The 17,973-nt window shown below is 42.4% G+C and carries 11 protein-coding genes and 2 riboswitches; of the genes, 6 read left to right on the top strand and 5 right to left on the bottom strand.

Annotation, left to right across the window (positions count from 1 at the left end):
- Window positions 1-111 precede the first annotated feature (111 nt).
- Window positions 112-2,100, top strand: coding sequence for an autotransporter outer membrane beta-barrel domain-containing protein (locus B3014_RS10495; RefSeq protein ID WP_289244414.1), 1,989 nt, complete (start codon window positions 112-114; stop codon window positions 2,098-2,100).
- Between the two features lie 239 nt (window positions 2,101-2,339).
- Here the strand turns inward: B3014_RS10495 and B3014_RS10490 are convergent, their stop codons facing one another.
- Complete coding sequence (locus B3014_RS10490; protein WP_289244415.1) at window positions 2,340-2,978, bottom strand: hypothetical protein; 639 nt, start codon at window positions 2,976-2,978, stop codon at window positions 2,340-2,342.
- A gap of 17 nt (window positions 2,979-2,995) precedes the next feature.
- Window positions 2,996-3,082: riboswitch (cyclic di-GMP riboswitch) on the bottom strand.
- Between the two features lie 688 nt (window positions 3,083-3,770).
- Between B3014_RS10490 and B3014_RS10485 the strand changes: the two genes are divergently transcribed.
- Entirely contained in the window at window positions 3,771-6,089 is a 2,319-nt protein-coding gene (locus tag B3014_RS10485; protein ID WP_289244416.1) for a lipopolysaccharide kinase InaA family protein, read from the top strand.
- A gap of 264 nt (window positions 6,090-6,353) precedes the next feature.
- Here the strand turns inward: B3014_RS10485 and B3014_RS10480 are convergent, their stop codons facing one another.
- Window positions 6,354-6,848: a hypothetical protein gene (locus B3014_RS10480; protein WP_286303769.1), complete on the bottom strand. Its 495-nt coding sequence runs from the start codon at window positions 6,846-6,848 to the stop codon at window positions 6,354-6,356.
- 14 nt (window positions 6,849-6,862) lie between these two features.
- A riboswitch (cyclic di-GMP riboswitch) is annotated at window positions 6,863-6,945 on the bottom strand.
- A gap of 672 nt (window positions 6,946-7,617) precedes the next feature.
- Here B3014_RS10480 and B3014_RS10475 point away from each other — a divergent pair.
- A complete protein-coding gene (locus B3014_RS10475) occupies window positions 7,618-8,934 on the top strand; it encodes a methyl-accepting chemotaxis protein (protein WP_289244417.1) in 1,317 nt (438 codons plus the stop codon).
- A 69-nt stretch (window positions 8,935-9,003) separates the two neighbouring features.
- Here B3014_RS10475 and B3014_RS10470 read toward each other — a convergent pair whose 3' ends face one another.
- Window positions 9,004-9,558, bottom strand: a complete 555-nt coding sequence (locus B3014_RS10470) for a TMEM165/GDT1 family protein (protein ID WP_289244418.1) — start codon at window positions 9,556-9,558, stop codon at window positions 9,004-9,006.
- Window positions 9,559-9,875: 317 nt separating this feature from the next.
- On the opposite strand from B3014_RS10470, the gene alkB reads away from it, so the two are divergent.
- The 3 genes from alkB (at window position 9,876) to B3014_RS10455 (ending at window position 14,357) form a co-directional block, all read left to right on the top strand.
- On the top strand, window positions 9,876-10,496 hold the full coding sequence (gene alkB, locus B3014_RS10465; RefSeq protein ID WP_289244419.1) for a DNA oxidative demethylase AlkB: 621 nt from the start codon (window positions 9,876-9,878) through the stop codon (window positions 10,494-10,496).
- Window positions 10,497-10,747: 251 nt separating this feature from the next.
- Window positions 10,748-11,797 (top strand): HD domain-containing phosphohydrolase, encoded by a 1,050-nt coding sequence (locus B3014_RS10460; RefSeq protein WP_289286967.1) that lies wholly within the window; start codon window positions 10,748-10,750, stop codon window positions 11,795-11,797.
- Window positions 11,781-14,357 carry an ATP-binding protein gene (locus tag B3014_RS10455; protein WP_289244421.1) on the top strand — a complete coding sequence of 859 codons (2,577 nt, stop codon included), beginning with the start codon at window positions 11,781-11,783 and terminating at the stop codon, window positions 14,355-14,357. The genes B3014_RS10460 and B3014_RS10455 overlap by 17 nt, the downstream gene beginning before the upstream one ends.
- On the opposite strand, the gene B3014_RS10450 is transcribed toward B3014_RS10455, so the two are convergent.
- Together B3014_RS10450 and B3014_RS10445 are read right to left on the bottom strand one after the other, a co-directional pair.
- Window positions 14,347-15,237 (bottom strand): crotonase/enoyl-CoA hydratase family protein, encoded by an 891-nt coding sequence (locus B3014_RS10450; RefSeq protein WP_289244422.1) that lies wholly within the window; start codon window positions 15,235-15,237, stop codon window positions 14,347-14,349. The genes B3014_RS10455 and B3014_RS10450 overlap by 11 nt on opposite strands.
- A 213-nt stretch (window positions 15,238-15,450) precedes the next feature.
- Window positions 15,451-17,847: an EAL domain-containing protein gene (locus B3014_RS10445; protein ID WP_289244423.1), complete on the bottom strand. Its 2,397-nt coding sequence runs from the start codon at window positions 17,845-17,847 to the stop codon at window positions 15,451-15,453.
- Window positions 17,848-17,973: the final 126 nt, after the last annotated feature.

Here is a 17,973-nt window from a genome sequence, read left to right as displayed (position 1 = left end):
TGTTTTTTTCAGAAATGTCTAGTCTCTAATTAGTGTATATCGGCTTGCAGCCTAACTTTGTAACATCCTTGTATATATCCCAATACTGCGCTTTTTATAAGGACTTTGAACATGTCGGCCTGCTCATCAATGGCTTTACGCCCGTTATCTGCTGTTATCTTATTGGCCTTGTCATCCACAAGTTTTGGAGCCAGTTTTACGATTCAGGATGGTGAGACGGTCACAACCCAGCAAACCCTCAACGACAATGAAACCGGCACTATTGAAACAGGTGGCGAATTGAGCACTTCGGGCGTCACCGCTATTGATGCCCCCGGGGATAATGCCAATATCGAAAGTAATGGCTCTATCACAACCAGTGGCGATAATGCATACGGCATTTACTCACGCGGCAACAATGCCACCATCAGCAACAACGGGAACATCATTGGCAGCGGTAAAAATGCAGTTCGCATTTTGTCAACTGGCGATTACGCCACCATCAACAACAGTGGCAACATCTCCACCAGCGGAGCTGGCTCATACGGCATTTTGTCAGAAGGCAACAACACTACCAACAATAGCGGTAGCATTTCAACAACAGGTGAAAACGCTGATGGCATTTACTCAAATGGCACTGACGCCGCCATCAACAATAGCGGCAGTATTTCAACAACAGGTGAAAACGCTGATGGCATTAGGTCTACGGGCGACAATGCGACCATCAACAATAGCGGCAGTATTTCAACAACAGGTGAAAAATCTGATGGCATTTACTCAAATGGCACTGACGCCGCCATCAACAATAGCGGCAGTATTTCAACAACAGGTGAAAACGCTGATGGCATTAGGTCTACAGGAGACAATGCGACCATCAACAACAGCGGCCTGATTTCTGCCACCGGCCCGGATAGCTTAGCTATTTCCGGCGACCTTTCTTCGGATCGCAATACCACTGTCAACCTGCTATCTGGCTCACAAATTATTGGCGGGATTGATTTAGGCCAAAATGGCAGCGATAACGACACCGTCAATATCTACAGCGGCAGCGCCTCTGCCAATTTGTCTATTTTGAATACCGAGAATATCAATCTATTCACGCCGGGCGTGGTGGTGGGTGACACTGCCCGCGCTCAAGTGATCACGCTCGACCCGACAGGTGAATCCACCCGCGGGGTGGCGTTAGCCGGCATGACCTCATCCATCCACAATGTGATTGGGCAGCGTATGGCGCAGACCACACCACTGAAACAGGTACAGCTAGCGTCGCTTGAGTTATCTCCCGGTATGTATTTTGAAGAGCATAAACCGGTGGCTTGGGCGCAAGTCTTTGGTGGCAGGTTTGACCGTGATGCCGAAGGTGGCGCGATTGCTTATGACCATCACCATGTCGGCGTGAACTTCGGTTATGAGTGGGATATAAGTGGTCACCGTTCAGGCTTGATGGGTGGTGTTGTGCGAAGTAAGACAGATACCCAGACCGCGTCGTTTGAAACAGAAGCAGATAATTATTACATCGGCGTTTATGCCAACCGTAAAACCCATGGTCTTAATATCACAGGCTCACTGATTGCCGGTTACGGCGACCATGAAAATGACAGGCTTGTTGTCGATAACCTGAATGGTTTTGAAACAGCCAAGTCTGATTTTGATAGCTGGTTTATCAGCCCCGGCATCACTCTTGGTTCAGCCTTTAGCGTTAATGACCGTCTTGAGCTGCGCCCTTCTGTCAGTGTGAATTACAGCATGGCCTGGCTGGATGGTTACCGTGAATCGGGCACCACCAATTCTAATCTGAGTGTAGATGACCGCAAAGCCAAGGCATTAACTGCAAGAGCACAATTAGCGGCTGCTTATCAGTTTGATGAGGCTAGTGAATTTGAATTCCGAGTAGGCCTGAACTCACGTCATACCGATGATGACGATACCAAAGTCAGCATCGCCGGTAGTCAGTTCAAGTTTGCGACTGCCGGTGATGAAAGTGTCACAGGCGGGTTTGCCGGTGCCACATTACGCGTAGCGGATAACAACAACCTTAGCTTGGTGGCCGATATTGAGTATGGCGGTGACCGTGATGAAAATTATGCCGCCGGCAGTGTTAGTCTGGAATATGTGTTTTAACTTAACCATATATTTTCAATAAAAAAGCCCCAAAATGTTGGGGCTTTTTCATATCAACGCGCTATCCAGCTGAGCTACGAAGACATCGGGCTGGTATTATAACGGCGATTAGCCTTAAGCACGAAAACTGAATATTGTTTGCTTTTAATTCCCACCGAATCTGCAACGAAGTGTGAGCAATACAAATAAAAAAAGCCGCCAAAGAGTGACGGCTTTAATTTTAAATGCTGTGGAATGAGCTAAACAGCTGGCTTGGTTCTACGACGCAAGCCCATAAATCCTAGTAGTGCAGGTGCAAACATAAAAGCGGCGGCAGGGATTGGAACTTCAGACACGCTATTATAAGACATGTCCATGTAACGTACTCCAGCTGGGTCGTTATTGTCTCTAAAAGTAAGTCCTGCAAAAGCACCCAAGCCGGAGATAGAGTATTTGTAATACCCTTCCAGCATGCTGATTAGGACTGTGTTGATTAAACTACCATTATTTGAAAATAGATCTACAGTAACGTTGGATCCTGCAACAGAGCCTCCCATCACCCATGAAAAACTGTCGGCATTAAAATCAAACAATATCGACAATGGGCCCTGAAAACTTGAGGGTGTAAGCAGTGAATTGCCAGAATCACAACCAGGGCAACCTGGACTCCAGAATGCAACACTCATTGTTCCACTTGGTGTGAGTGACAATGGCCCTGTAGGGGAACCTGAAATTCCTGCCCCAGATGCAGTCTGACCTGTGAAAGTTTGTGAAAAACTTGCCCCATCAGCATCAATTAGAGTGGAAGAGGCAGCCCCACTCAAATCAATATCTACGGGAGCGGCAAAGGTAGGTAAAGAAAAAAATGAGAATATTATTGTAGCGATCATCTTATTCATCGGTGAACTCCTTAAAGGTATGCAACCCAGCCCTGATACCTGTCCTTATAAGCACAGCTGTGGTTTTCCGTCCCAGGCTCACGCCAAGTTTGGCATAATAAGAGAATGATTTAATCACTCAATCATTCTCACACTAGATCTTCATTAAAACTATTGTACTTCGGTACTAATTAATAAATTTTTGATATTAATTATCAGAGCTAATAATGGATTCTCCGCCCTATTTTTCTCATTGTAGACAGATAAATATTCAATGCTCTATCCAGCTGAGCTATCGGGGGGCAATGGTCGGGCATTATAACAGTGATAAGTTTGAAGCTCGAAAACCGTATGTTGTTTAGTTGCTAATCTGCAACGAAGTGTGAGCAATGCAAATAAAAAGCTGCCGTATTATCTCGGCTTTAATATTTAAACCTTGTTTATCAATTAGCTTCTTGTTAGTTAAGCTAGCTAAGCCCATGAAGCCAGGTCATGCAGCATAAGATAGCAAGGTAACAGTTGGTAGTATGCGTTCCACAACTGGTAGCGTGAGTCTGTAATATGTGTTTTTAGTCAACCCAAAATTAAAGCTGTTGACAATAAAATATAAAAAATTTGCCAATCTGCCACAACTATTTAGTCAACCTTAACCCTGCATAACGAAATCAACCTGTTCGTCTAAGTTATTATGAATTCAATCAGTTAGTGTAGTTGAGCATTTAGCATAGCTTAACGTCATCCTCATTCATCATAGTTATCACTCATCCATCTGGTGTAACATTCCTGTCGCATTTATAACAAGATTGAGCGAAAATGACTGGCTTACCGAGAAAAAGCGAAGCGGCAAACATACCTTCTATGGTGGATGGAAGGTTCTTATTAAAAACAATTAAGCACACTTTAAAAGGCGGTCTTTTGCTTCGCAAAGGTCACATCCCTCAAGCGGGTCATGTCGTGCCTGAAAACTTTCTTGGCGTTGGTGTCGCTGCATCTGATGATGCTCGCGTCGATGATTACATCATCAATCATCTACACGAACTTAATATCAAGTCAGTGCGTATTGATCTCAGTTACGGTGATGTGACTGGTAATGCAGGTAGATTACTCAGAAAACTCATCGCTGAAGATTTTGATGTGCTTCTTCATCTCGTTCAACCATTTGATCAAGCGCATCAGATGGAGACCAAGGACGCACAGGACACATGGCAACAATTTCTTATAGAAGTCTGTGAGCATTTTGGTTCAGATGTATCAGCAATAGAGATCGGTACGACGATCAATCGTAGAAGATGGGCTGGCTACAGTAAGCCAGGCTTTTTTGCCGCCTGGAAAATCGCTTACACTGAACTCAAAGCAAGAGGTATCACAATAGCCGGACCTAATATTTCTGATTTTGAGCCCTTTTATTCATTTGGACTCCTCGATGAATTAGGTAGCATGTCAATGTTGCCTGACATTCATACTAATAACCTATTTACAGAACGTGTTAGTGAGTCGGAGCGCTATGATCATCGTGTACTGGGCTTCAAGTGGGCAAAATTACTTAAATATAATTTAGTTAAAAAAGCTCGTTTAATGAGAAAGGCGGGAGATGAAAATGGCGTGTCACGATTTGTGTCACCCGCCGCCTTCTGGACACTACCCAGAATCGAGCGAGTTTTAGTTGAGAAAGAACAAAAACAAGCTGATTATCTGAGTCGATATTTTGTTTTACTCGCTGCATCAGGTTCGCTAGAGAAAGCATTTTGGGGACCTTTACTCTGCGCAAGAGAGGGGCTAATTGATGATGGTAGCGAACAATATCCTAAGCTTGAACGTATCACCCATTACGCCAGCGTGATTGGTCCATTAGAAAGCTTCCGTGCTCGTCCATCTTTCTATGCATTAAAACAAGTCATTGCCGCTATTTCCGGTGCTGAATACAAAGGCGCACTGGCAACGACAAAAAATATTGAAATACATGCCTTTAAAAAAGACGACTCCGTGGTGCACATCGCATGGACCATTAACGGTAAAGCTTGTGATCTGGCTAACCTTTATGATGAGTCAGACTTGCAAAAAGCTGAGTTTAAAAATCGTGATGGTCATGATTTAGGATCCTCAGCACATTTCGTTAACGAGTCACCGATGTTCCTCCTCTGGGAAGGCGTTGATGAAATGACACTTTCTGCAGACCACAATTTAACGACAACTTCTCTGTTCGCTCACACAGGTTATGGGCAATACTTCCCCATCAATGAAAATGGCTGGGTTGGTATGCTCTGCGCTCAGGATGACATGCATGCTGAGGCGATAGTTAAACAACTTCACCCCGATTTACTTCCCGCTTATACAAAAGAAAATACCTTCAGGAAAGCCCGAAATATCATTTGGAGAGTTCCCGGCGTTAATGACGAAGAAGTTGTAGCAAAGAAACCACTTAAGGTAGCAGTTCAAAAGCTTATCGTTGATCGTTTCAAACCAAGTAAAGCCCGTAGAAGTTGGAATGCAGCAGCTGAATTATCGCGTAGAAATATATCAACGGCACGAGCTATTGCTTACTTTGAAAAAAGTGGTGACAAAAGCATGTTGGAAAATGTGTTTATTTGTGAAAAAGTTGATCATGATTTCAATATTCGGGACATGTTCAATGCGCTTCGTGAAGGAGCAAACAGTTATCAGGGAGTAGCGGAGGAAACAATCTATCGTGCATTGTCAGAATTTCTTCAACAAATGCATGCTCGAGGTGTATTTTTCCGTGACTTAGCTGGCGGCAATATACTCGTTAAGAAAAGAAAGCCTGGCTTGACGTTCACATTAATTGATATCAATAGAGCACGCTTCTACAACCACCCAGTTAGCATGCCTAAACGTCTATCAGACTTAACGCGAATTACATACAAGCTGCATCCGGAAGGCAGGGACAGATTTGTGGAGATTTACCTGAGCGGTATGCGAAAAAGTAAAAACTTTACTTTCACCTATAAAGTCCCGTTTTATCTATATGACTTCAAAGTGAGTATGAAACGTAAGTTCGGGCGAAAAGCGATTAAACGCCTATTCAAAAAGATTAATGAGATTAATAACCCTGTCAAAGCTGTTGTCATCTTTATATTTGTAACAGCATTGACACTGAGCATCGGCTTCGAATAGGTGGAAATGATTGATAAAATCACTCTGTATAAGCTAAGTATCATGATAGGCGGTGCTATGAAAGAGACTTATAAGAGAGGGGCGCTCTATTCAGACAAGCCATTACGACAATAGTTAAACATTAGCACAGCAGCTAAGCCTGAAGCTCGTAGACTAAATGCTTTTTTTGTTGAGCAATAGCCACCAAAACGACTATCAAACACTAAATAAACAATAAAGCCACCATGTGATGGTGGCTTTATTATTCCAAATAATATTACCTCGTTAAACAGCGAGCTTTACTTTGCGACGTAAGCCCATGAAACCAAGTAGCGCAGGAGCAAATAGCAAGGCTGCTGGTGGCAATGGCACCGCCGACACCTCAAAAGAGGTAAAGCGATATTCACCCTTAAGAATAGTATTTATTGATTGCCCTCTGTCATCCCATGTGATGTAAGCCAAGTCGGAGGCCCCAATCCAACTTATGCCATTATTCAACCATTCTTGCGTACTAATCATGATATCACCTGTATCAAACAAGTCTGCTATGGTGAAAGACTCGTATGTTGAGCGCCAATTAAATACGGAAAACTCTCCGAAAGACAAGAGACCGTCATTATTCAGATCTTCACCTACAAAATTTCCAGAAAACTGAAACTCTCCACCATCATACTCTGGCCATCCAGCAACAAACTCAGCTTTAACGACAGTCGCAGCCCATGTGCTATGTGATAGCGTCAATAAAAGCAGACTGAATAGTATCCACACTATTTTTTTCATAAGAAATGTCCATGTTATGCAGCCCAGCCCTGATACCAATAATGTACAGCTGTCGGTTTTCCGTCCCTGACTCACATCAGGTTTGGCGTTAATGTATTGAATAAATTTAATAAATGAAGTTAGCTTCGGGTAACTCAAAACAGATGAATATTCATAAAAATCTGTTATTCACAGATTACTGAACTGGAATTAATAAAGATATCGTCCAAAAGTATGATTTTGTTCAAAGGGATTACTGAGCGTAGTAAGCCAGTCAAAGTTAGTGCTATCTTGACTGTTGCTACTATGTGGGCACTGTTACGCGTGCTCTAGGAGTGAATTAGATAAACAGAAACACTATTAAAATCGAATCCATCAAAGCATCGCAGATAGCGTCCTCAGACTCATCCAAAAAGTAGATGAAGATACAAGTTTATTAAGCAATGGGCTCATTGGCTCGGCATATCAATATTTGAGACTTTGCACATAACACAGAACTATCTCAGCAGCGCTACTCATACGGTATCAATAGCTGCTGAAATAACCTGCTCAAGCGCGCCGAATATGCTTCACCTCTATCTGTATCTTTTTCTACCATGAAGCATCTAGCATTTTTTCAATGTCACCCCATTATTTTGACTCATTCGCAAATTTTCCCTTTTTACTTATTTGATTCCTTAGAAAGGTGATGCAGCTCATATTTATCGAGTAACGAATTCATCTTTTCTTCATCACCGCCGACATATGATGTTTGCAACAACATTGCGAACAACACACAAGAGATATCATCATGTTTGGTAAGTCAAAACAATTAGCAGATCAAAACGCAGCATTGGAAAAACAGTTACAGCCATTGCTAGAAATGTTCACAGCTATGCAATCTTCATTGGCATTCATTGAATTTACTCCTGAGGGAGTAATAACCAAAGTGAACGATAATTTCTCACGCGTGACAGGTTATTCCTCAGCAGAGTTGATAGGACAGCACCATCAACTTCTATGTGATAAATCCGAAGTTGAATCTTCCAGATATAGAGACTTTTGGAAACATCTCAACAATGGTGAATCTTTTTCTGGAGAAGTATTACGCAAGCATAAAAATGGTCATGATATTTGGCTGGAAGCGAATTATTTCCCAATAAAAGACAGTGAGGATCGCGTCGTTAAAATTTTTAAGATAGCGAATGATGTCACCGCGCGTGTAGAGCATGCTCGTAGTAATGATAGTTTGCTGTCCGCAATCGATCGGTCAATGGCTATCATTGAGTTTGACATGAAAGGCCGCATCACCCATGCGAATCAGAATTTTCTTAATCTTATGGGATATACACTTGATGAAGTGAAAGGACAACACCATAAGATTTTTTGCGAATCAGACTATGTCAAAAGCGCCGAATACACGAAATTCTGGGAAAGCTTAAATGAGGGTCGTTTTGTTGCTGATAACTTTAAACGGATAACCAAATACCAATCAGAGGTGTGGCTTGAAGCGACCTACAACTCCATCTTTGACAGTAATGGCAAGCCGTACCGTGTCATAAAGTTTGCAACTGACATTACGGAAAAAGTTCGGCGTTCTGAGCAAGAAAAAGCTGCAGCTAACACGGCTTATACGGTTTCGCAGGAAACAGAGAAACTGTCATCCACAGGTGAAGAAATTATTTTCAAAACCATAGATAAGCTTGAGCAACTGAAACAACAGTTCAGTCACTCCTCAACAGAATTGGAGCAATTAGGTGTTGAAACAGCTCAAATATCATTTATCGTCAAAACGATCAGTGATATCACTGAACAAACAAATTTACTTGCTCTGAATGCCGCCATTGAAGCAGCCAGAGCTGGTGACAGTGGACGTGGATTTGCTGTTGTTGCAGATGAAGTTCGTTCACTGGCTACAAGAACATCTCAGTCGACAGCTGAAATCGCAACAATGATTAATAAAATTCAATCCAAGAGTGATTCAGTGATTAAAAGCATGTCAGGTAGTATGTCCGGCGTAGAGTCTGGTGTAGAGCTAGCTAACAATGCTGGGAATACGATAAGTCAGATTAGAAGTGGTGCTCAGAGAGTGGTTGAAGTGGTAGAAAACTTCTCAAATCTTCGCTAATTACAGCTCAATGATCAGAGCCACATTCATTAATGTGGCTCTCTATTTCGCTGATACGATCTCAGGCTTTTACCACGGCATGATACTTAAGCCGATAATCATAAACACCAAACTGGCTACCCACCTTGCCACTTTGAGAGGGATAATCTTCAACATCGCTTCGCCAGCATAAACGACGGGTATATTTGCCAGTAGCATCCCGATGGTGGTTCCCAGCGTTACCATGACAATATCTTGATAATTTGCCGCTAAAGCAATGGTTGCCACCTGTGTTTTGTCACCAATCTCAGCAATAAAAAATAAACCAGTCGTAACAAGAAAAGCGCCATATTTCTGATATTTGATGGCATCATCATCTTCTTTGTCTGGAATCAGTAACCAACCAGCCATCACAATAAAACTTAAGCCTAGTATCCACTGCCCTGTAGGACCAAGAATATACTGTCCCAGCCACGTGCCAAGCCAGGCTGATGCAGCATGGTTCAATAATGTAGCTACTAGAATACCAGCAACGATCGCTGATTTATGACTAAATCGTGCTGCTAACATTAAGGATAAAAGCTGGGTTTTATCGCCTATTTCAGCAAGTGAAACAGTCAAAGTAGAGGTAAGAAAAGCATCCATGATATAACTCCGGCGGGATAACAATACCAAGACAAACAACGACCTCCCGCCTGAGCGATCATTATTTGTCTTAGGTCTTGTCAATACCAGCAAGCTGGTACGAAACTGCCATGAACCTTGAGGGTTCAATTATGTTGACAGCTTCAAACACCGGTAGGTGAGTAGACTACTCCCCCAAGACGATTTCCATATTCTATCTTTTATAGAATGATTTAACTAGGTTTCTTACCGATTCATTAAGTAAAATGAACGCATCCGTTTGATTATTGGTGTGAAATTCCCGCGGCTGACAGCTCGACACAATCCTTTACCTCTCTATGATTAAAATTTCTGATCAAAGCTACCTTGTGAAAGGAGCAATCAAAACACAAGCCGACGAGCTATTAACAGAAATCGATCGCATCATCAGCTCATCTCCGTTAAGACAAATGCAGACAAAACGAGGTCACTATGTCGGCGCCAAAATGACCAACTGTGGTGAATGGGGCTGGGTAAGTGATAAGAAAGGTTATCGATACAGCCGTCTTGATCCATTAACCAATCAAGCTTGGCCAGCAATGCCGACGATGTTTAAAGCTCTGGCAATGGAGCTGGCTTCATCCGTTGGGTTTGATCATTTTCAACCAGATGTGTGTCTGATTAACCAATACATACCCAAAGTCGGAATGGGCTTACATCAAGACAAGGATGAACACGACTTGTCACAACCTATCGTTTCATTATCACTGGGCGTGCCTGCAATTTTCCAGTTTGGTGGTTTTAAACGCAGTGACCAAGTGAACTATCATCTACTCGAACATGGCGATGTGGTTATCTGGGGTGGCGTTGACCGCTTACGATTTCATGGTATACAACCCCTGAAACTTGGTCATCATCCACAAACTGGACAAACGCGATATAACCTGACGTTTCGTGATACAGGTAACATTATCGACTAGACTAACAATAGGCTTATACGCATAATGGGCTAGGCTATGTATCAAACTGACGTTTTCAATGAGCCATAGCTATCCAACTGTCAGCTTACAGGTTCCGTGAGCTATTTTTTTAGTGGCTTTACTGCAGGATGCACTATAAAAAAGCAAAGACAATCAGGTCCGTTACCTTGATTCAGCAAGATAAATCCATCATTCAAAGTTCATATGCAAACGCAAGGAGGCAAAGCATTCTGAAAAAATCAAAGCAGATATTGATCATTGATGATCAATCAACCGGTCGTACCATTCTAGAGCGCGTTATTCAGCAGGTGGCAGAAAATATCGATATCACGTCATTGAGTAGCCCAGAAGAAGGGCTGCGCTGGCTTAACGAGCATGAACCAGATCTCATTATTACTGATTACCGCATGCCAAACATGAATGGTGTGGAGTTTATCAAAAAGGTTCGTGCTTTAGCTCACTGCCAGACCGTTCCCATTGTCATGATTACAGTCGTGAGTGAGAAGTCGGTGCGTTATGAGGCGCTTGAAGCCGGTACAACCGCATTTCTCACCAGACCCATTGACCAAATCGAGTGTCGAACAACCTGCCGTAACCTGTTACAAATGCAAGAACAGCATCTGATCATTCAGGATCGTGCTGATTGGTTGGCCAGACAGGTAGAAATCGCTACAAAGAAAGTCGTCGACCGTGAAAAAGAAACATTATTAAGATTAGCCCGTGCCGGAGAATACCGCGATGAAGGAACAGGCAACCATGTCATTCGTATGGCAAAGTACGCACGTGAAATTGCCGCAGCATTGAATGTGTTTACACAACAAGAGTGTGAGGAATTAGAGTACGCGGCTCCGATGCATGATATTGGCAAAATTGGGATTCCAGACGGTATCTTACTCAAAGCAGGACCACTGAATGAGTTTGAATGGGAGATCATGCAAACTCACACAACTATTGGTCATGCCATCCTTTCTGACAGTCAATCCCGGTATATGCAAACAGGTGCCGTTATCGCCTTGAATCACCATGAACGTTTTGATGGAAAAGGCTACCCAAATGGTCTGAAAGGACAGGATATCCCCCTCATTGCACGCGTGGTAGCCGTAGCTGATGTATTCGATGCATTAGTTTCTGCCCGGCCGTATAAGGCTCCATGGAGTACTGAAGAGGCTATTGATTACATACAAAACCAAGCTGGCAGTCATTTTGACCCCGACTGCGTTGATGCATTTATCAAAAGCCTTGATAAGATAAAAACGATTCAGGCTGAATATGCAGATGACCCCTATGAACGAATCACCTAAGGCAACACTGCAAAATAAAACGTTCTTTTCAGCCACCCTAGAACGCTTGCGCATACTATTGAGCAAAACAGGTGATAGTGAGCCTGAACAAGCTATTAAAGTTCGCTTAACAATCGGCTTGGGTATCCTTTTTTATTTTGCCTTGCCATGGAGTGATGGTGAGCGCCTTCAAGACACCTTACTGTCTCATCCAACACTGGTAACGCTTGCCTATTATGCTGGTGCCATGGCCATTGCCATAGCACTCATACGTAACCCACGCCCCTCTCCTATCAGACGGTTTGCCGGCATCTTGTTGGATTTAGGCTCATTGTCGATACTCATGTTCTATTCAGGGGATGAGAGTGTATTTCTTTTTATTCTCTATTTGTGGGTGATTCTCGGAAATGGGTTTCGCTACGGCACACAATATCTTTATCTCTCGTTATCCGTCGGTCTGATTGGTTTTAGCGTTGCCGTTGTTTATGGCCCTTATTGGCAACTACCTCAACATCAACTTATCGGTTACAGCTTATTACTCTTACTGATCGTTATCCCCTTATACTCTGCATTTTTAATCAACAAACTGCACGTTGCTATCAAAACAGCAAAGTTGGCGAATGAGGCAAAAAGCCGCTTTTTGGCAAATATGTCTCATGAACTCCGTACACCACTAAATGGTGTTATCGGCATTGCTGATCTACTTGGAGAAACCAAACTCAGTCCACAGCAATATGAGTTCGTCAACATCATGAGAAACTCAGCACAAACTTTGTCTGGTCTGATTGAAAATGTGCTGGATATTTCAAAAATTGAAGCGGGTAAGATTCATATCGCCAGAGAGAGCTTTGATTTACATTCGCTGATAAACAATGTCATTGAACTGCAGGCTATTATGGGGGAGTCAAAAGCGCTTCGAGTGAGTTATCACATAGATTCACGTATCGACTATCACCTAATTGGCGATCCTCAGCATTTGCAACAAGTCCTGATTAATCTGTTGGGTAATGCCATTAAATTTACTGATTCCGGTTCTGTAAAATTACTGTTAGAACAAAAAACCACTGATACAATAAGCAAAAAAACAAGAATTCGTTTTGAAGTTCGTGACACAGGCATAGGCATCGCAGAAGAGTATCTCGATAAGATCTTTGAAAACTTCACTCAGGCCAATATGTCGAACACCTCGAAGTATCAGGGCACAGGGCTTGGAACAACCATATCAAAACAACTCGTAGAACTCATGGGAGGAGAGATAGGTGTAAGAAGTGAATTAGGCAGAGGAACAACATTCTGGTTTGAATTGCCTTTTGACACCCACTCTGAATATGACTTGGAATTAAACCAACATAAAGTACTCATTCTGGCCACGGAGGCCACGACATCATCGTTACGTCAAAGCCTTGACACATGGAAACTTGATTATCACTTCGTCCAATCATCTGCACAAGCAATGTCAGTCTTGATGAACGCAGCCGAGCAAGAAACCCCTTATTCAACATTAATCATTGATAATGAATGCCTGGCCGGAATCAGTCCTGTCCAATATGCAAAATTGTTAGGCCAGGAGCAACGCCTTCAACACCTGTCTCTTGTGCTCATCAATCATCAAGCCAATGTATTACAAGATGATGACTTGAATCAGTTTTATCGCTCTGCGGTCAGTGATATCAATGATAAACGCACCTTATTTAACGCTATCCACTCTGCTGAGTCAGTCGTTTATAACGCTGATAAAGTCGTCAAGCTTAATGATTTTTATCAGGCTGAAGCCAGTGGCGAGACAAAACTGACCATTTTGATAGCGGAAGATAATAATGTTAATCAGCGTGTATTAGCCGGTCTGCTTGGGCAATTAGGACATAAACTCATTATTGCCAACACAGGCGAAGAAGCGATAAATATGATCAGTACTCGCTTTGATGACATAGACTTAATGGTGTTGGATATGAACATGCCTGGCTACTCTGGCATTGAAATCATTAAAGCAGCGCAATTTATCAATACATCAAGAAAAATACCGTCAATGATTCTCACTGCAGATGCCACTCCAGAAACTCGACAAAACTGTATTGATGCTGGGGCCGATGTTTTTCTGACTAAACCCATCGATTCAAAAATGCTGCTGTCCGAGGTAGCTAAAATTGAGAAATACTCTTCAGATAGTGCATCAACCAATTTACAACAATCAGTTTCTCAGGCGGAGACTAACGAGGAGCCAGTCCTTGATCGCCACCTCATCCATGAACTAGAACAGTTAGGGGGCGGAGAAGACTTCATCAAAAGTCTGGTCAGTGGCTTTGAATATGATGGTCGTAAACATGTTGACATCATCAACAATGCCGTTTTTGATGACTATTATCAATTTCGTGAAAGCCTCCACGCATTAAAAGGTTCTTCAACAGAAATCGGTGCTATCAAATTAGCTGAATTAGCTCGTCAGGCAGAACAACTCAAACCAGAACACGTCAACAGTCCTGAAATCAAGCAAGTCGCGCGCGATATCAAACAGGCATTTGATGAGGCATTAACGGCACTCAAACAAACCCTATCAGATCATCACTATGAGACTAAGCATTAACTGAGGCGCCAAGATCCACTTTACTTGTTTGACGCTGCACCAGACGCTGCATCATTCGTAAATCGCGAGGCTCTAATTTCAATGCGGCGTCTACCCAGATTTTAGTGATCGTCAATAATTCGTCATAGCTTACCGCATTACAGGCATCCTTAACTTGTCTCATGGCTCGGCGACTATTGGCATTTTTGTTGGCTTTATCAATATACCGATAGACCTCCAACTCACCTTGACCTTTTTCAGCAAGAATATCGACAACGCCTATCTCATAAAGCTCTTCAGCAGAATAGAGTTTTCCTTCCAGAATCATCTTTTCTGCTTTTGATGCGCCAATTTTTCTGGATAACAATGAAAAAGCGCCCATACCTGGAAACAAATTAAACAACACTTCTGGAAGGCCAAGTTTCGCGCCCTTTTCAGCAATTAACACGTTGCTTGATAAAGCAGATTCAAACCCGCCACCTAATGCATCACCTTTCACTAAAGCAATGGTCGTCAAATCACTATCAAGATGTGACATATTGGCATGCAGAACATTGATGCAACTGACAGCATATTCCAATAAACCATCAGCATCTTGTCGCTCGATAAGCTGTGAAAATAGACCTAGGTCTCCACCTAAATTGAAGATACCCTCCACATCAGATGCTAAGACAAGGTAGTCATATTTTTGTCCTTGAGTCAGTCGCATGTCTTGTTTCACACTTGAAAAATAACTCGCAATCTCACTTAACAATGTTGGAGTGAAACAGGGTCTCGGTTCACCATGCATACGAAACCAGCCTGTACGGTATTTTCTGTCGTAGTGGGTTGATAGTTGTGAAAATTGCTTTTGCTCGTGTTGTAAACGAGCGGCATCATCCATTTTTGCCAGGGCATTCATAAATCATCTCCTATACAGACTTAATCATCAAAAAAGTAAACTAACCTTGATATCTAAGTCTTTGCAGGAAATATGCCCAAATACGGAAAAACAAGAAAAACTTTTATTTGTTTTAAATCAACAAGATGAGTAAATTCAGTCTCTATCAGCAATCAAAATATGATGTCAATTATCTGACTCTGTTGACTCGATTAAACCACTGAAAATCGCTTTTTACTCTGCGTTGGCTGCTCTATTCTCTGAATACTGCAGGATTTGATCTATAGGCGCCGGTTTACCTAGGTGATATCCCTGTCCATAGTTCACACCTATCGCTTTGAGTTTTTGCCATATCTCTTCACTCTCGACAAACTCAGCGATGGTCTCCAACCCCATGACATGCCCAATATCGTTAATCGATTTAACCATTTCATAATCAAGTGGATCGACGTGCATATCTTTCACGAACATGCCATCAATTTTGATACTTTGAACAGGCAAGTTTTTGAGATAGGCAAATGAAGACAGACCACTACCAAAATCATCCAGAGAAAACTGACAACCCAGAGCTAACACACTATTGATGAAATGATGTGCTTGCTTCAGATTAGCAATCGCTGCTGTTTCGGTGATTTCAAACTTGATCACTTCCTGATTAAAGGAAGCTGCAGATAATTTTGTTCTGATATAAGCCAGCATGCCTTCATCCCCTATACTTGCTCCAGAGAGGTTGATAGCTAAATAGTTTAAATGGGGTAAAGAATGATAGTGCTGCTCCAGCCATTCAAAGACATGGCTGACAACCCATTTATCAATCCTGTCTGATAAATTGTAGCGCTCTGCAGAGGATAAAAATGCGCCTGGTGGAAATAACTGCCCTGCTTTGCTTCTAAGTCTGACTAAAACTTCATACATTGCCAGATGTTCAGTCTCTGTACTGACAATAGGCTGTGCGTATAGCTCAAAGCGGTCTTCAATCAAGGCCTCTTTAATTTCGTTGACCCATTTAAATTCACCTTTCTGAGCTGTCAATTGCTGATCTTGTTCCTGGTAGACATAAACTCGATTTCGACCAGAATTTTTGGCGGCATAACAAGCGCTATCGGCTTGTTTAAGTGCCTCAGTTCGATTTCTGGTAGCAGAAGTAATGGTTGTCACCCCAATACTGACACCCACTGTAAAGACCTGCGTCTCCCAGATAAATTGGAACTGGGAAACCAACTCTTTTATCTCATTAGCAATAAACTCCGCTTTTTCCAGCTCACAGTCTTCGACTAATATGGCAAACTCATCTCCTCCTAGTCGGGCCAGTGTGTCGCTCTTGCGTGTCGAACCTCCAAGCAAACTACCTAACTGTCTAAGCAACTCATCACCAGCAATATGGCCGCAGGTATCGTTGATTACCTTAAACTGATCTAAATCGAGGAAACATAAGGCATGCTGAGTCCCTATTCGCTGTGCATCATTCACCAACATAGATAAGCGTCGCTCGAACTCAGTACGGTTAATTAATCCCGTCAAATCATCATGCGTTGCCTGAAATGAGAGTTTCTTAGCGAGTTTTCTCGACTCGGTAATATCTTCATAGATAGCCACATAGTGATTAATATTTTTTTGATCATCATATACCGCAGCAAGATAAAGCTTGACCCAATAGTGACTGCCATCCTTACGGCAATTCTCAATTTCACCAGACCATTGTCCTTCAGAAGCCGTCTGATGCCATATTTCATCAAAAAATGCCGATGGCAGCTTATTAGATTTGTAGGTTTCCAGCCTTTGGCCGTGCATTTCCACAGCGGTGTAGCCAGAGAGTTTTTCACAACGTTTATTGACGTACTCAATTGTGCCATTTGCATCCGTTATCAGAATAGGATTGGGACTGGACTCCACTGCACGTGATAATTTGAGCATGTGTTCCTGACTGGCTTTTAGCTTGTCGTTACTCAAGCTTAGCTCTTTTGTTCGCTCTTTTATCAGCTCTTCACGCTGCAACATTTCATCATTCAGCTTTGTCAGCAGATATTGATTACTCTCTTGTAACTTCAAACTCTTAATCAGGTTTTGGTTCGCTCGTCTGGCCATTGAGAACATTAATAAATAATAAGCAATGAACCCCACGGTGAGTATGTAAGCTAATTTATCCACATTTACCGTCTGAATTTGATACAAAGACATACTTGTCAATAACACTAACTGTGGAATGGTATAAGCCAGAAACGTCGGAAACCATGCACTTAATACAGGTACCGCCGCAGCAACAACGGTACTGATCAATATATAGAAAAGCGTGTTGATTTGAATATCATCAATCACGATGTAGAAAATGCTCGCAAGCCCCCAAACAGTGCCTACACAACCCGTCAAAAAGGTATAAAGCGTCATCCAGCCCTTAGCGCTCAGACCAAAAAGAGCATTGTGTTTTTTATACAGGAATAAAACGGCTAAACGACAGATTGATAATAAACAGATGGCTGAACTCCATCCGACCAACAGAAGCGATTGTGATTGCAGGTAATCAAATAGAACTGTCACGATTAATATCGAAACACCGATGACCGTCAGGTTTGAAAACAAGGCCTCCTCAAATAAGCGATCCGCTTGTTTTCTTAATATCTCTTGATCATCCATGTTCATCTTAATCTGTCTATAAGTTCACAATTGGATGAGAATATCACCTATGTATGTCAGTTTTCCAATAATAAGCAACAACCTACACACTCAATCAAAAGAGCTGTCTGTTAAGCCCCAGCATGG

The sequence above is a fragment of the Methylophaga sp. UBA678 genome (assembly GCF_002299105.1).
In the GTDB taxonomy this organism is placed as follows: domain Bacteria; phylum Pseudomonadota; class Gammaproteobacteria; order Nitrosococcales; family Methylophagaceae; genus Methylophaga; species Methylophaga marina.
Note: the sequence above shows the minus strand (reverse complement) of the source record. Positions and strands in the feature narration are given on the sequence as shown.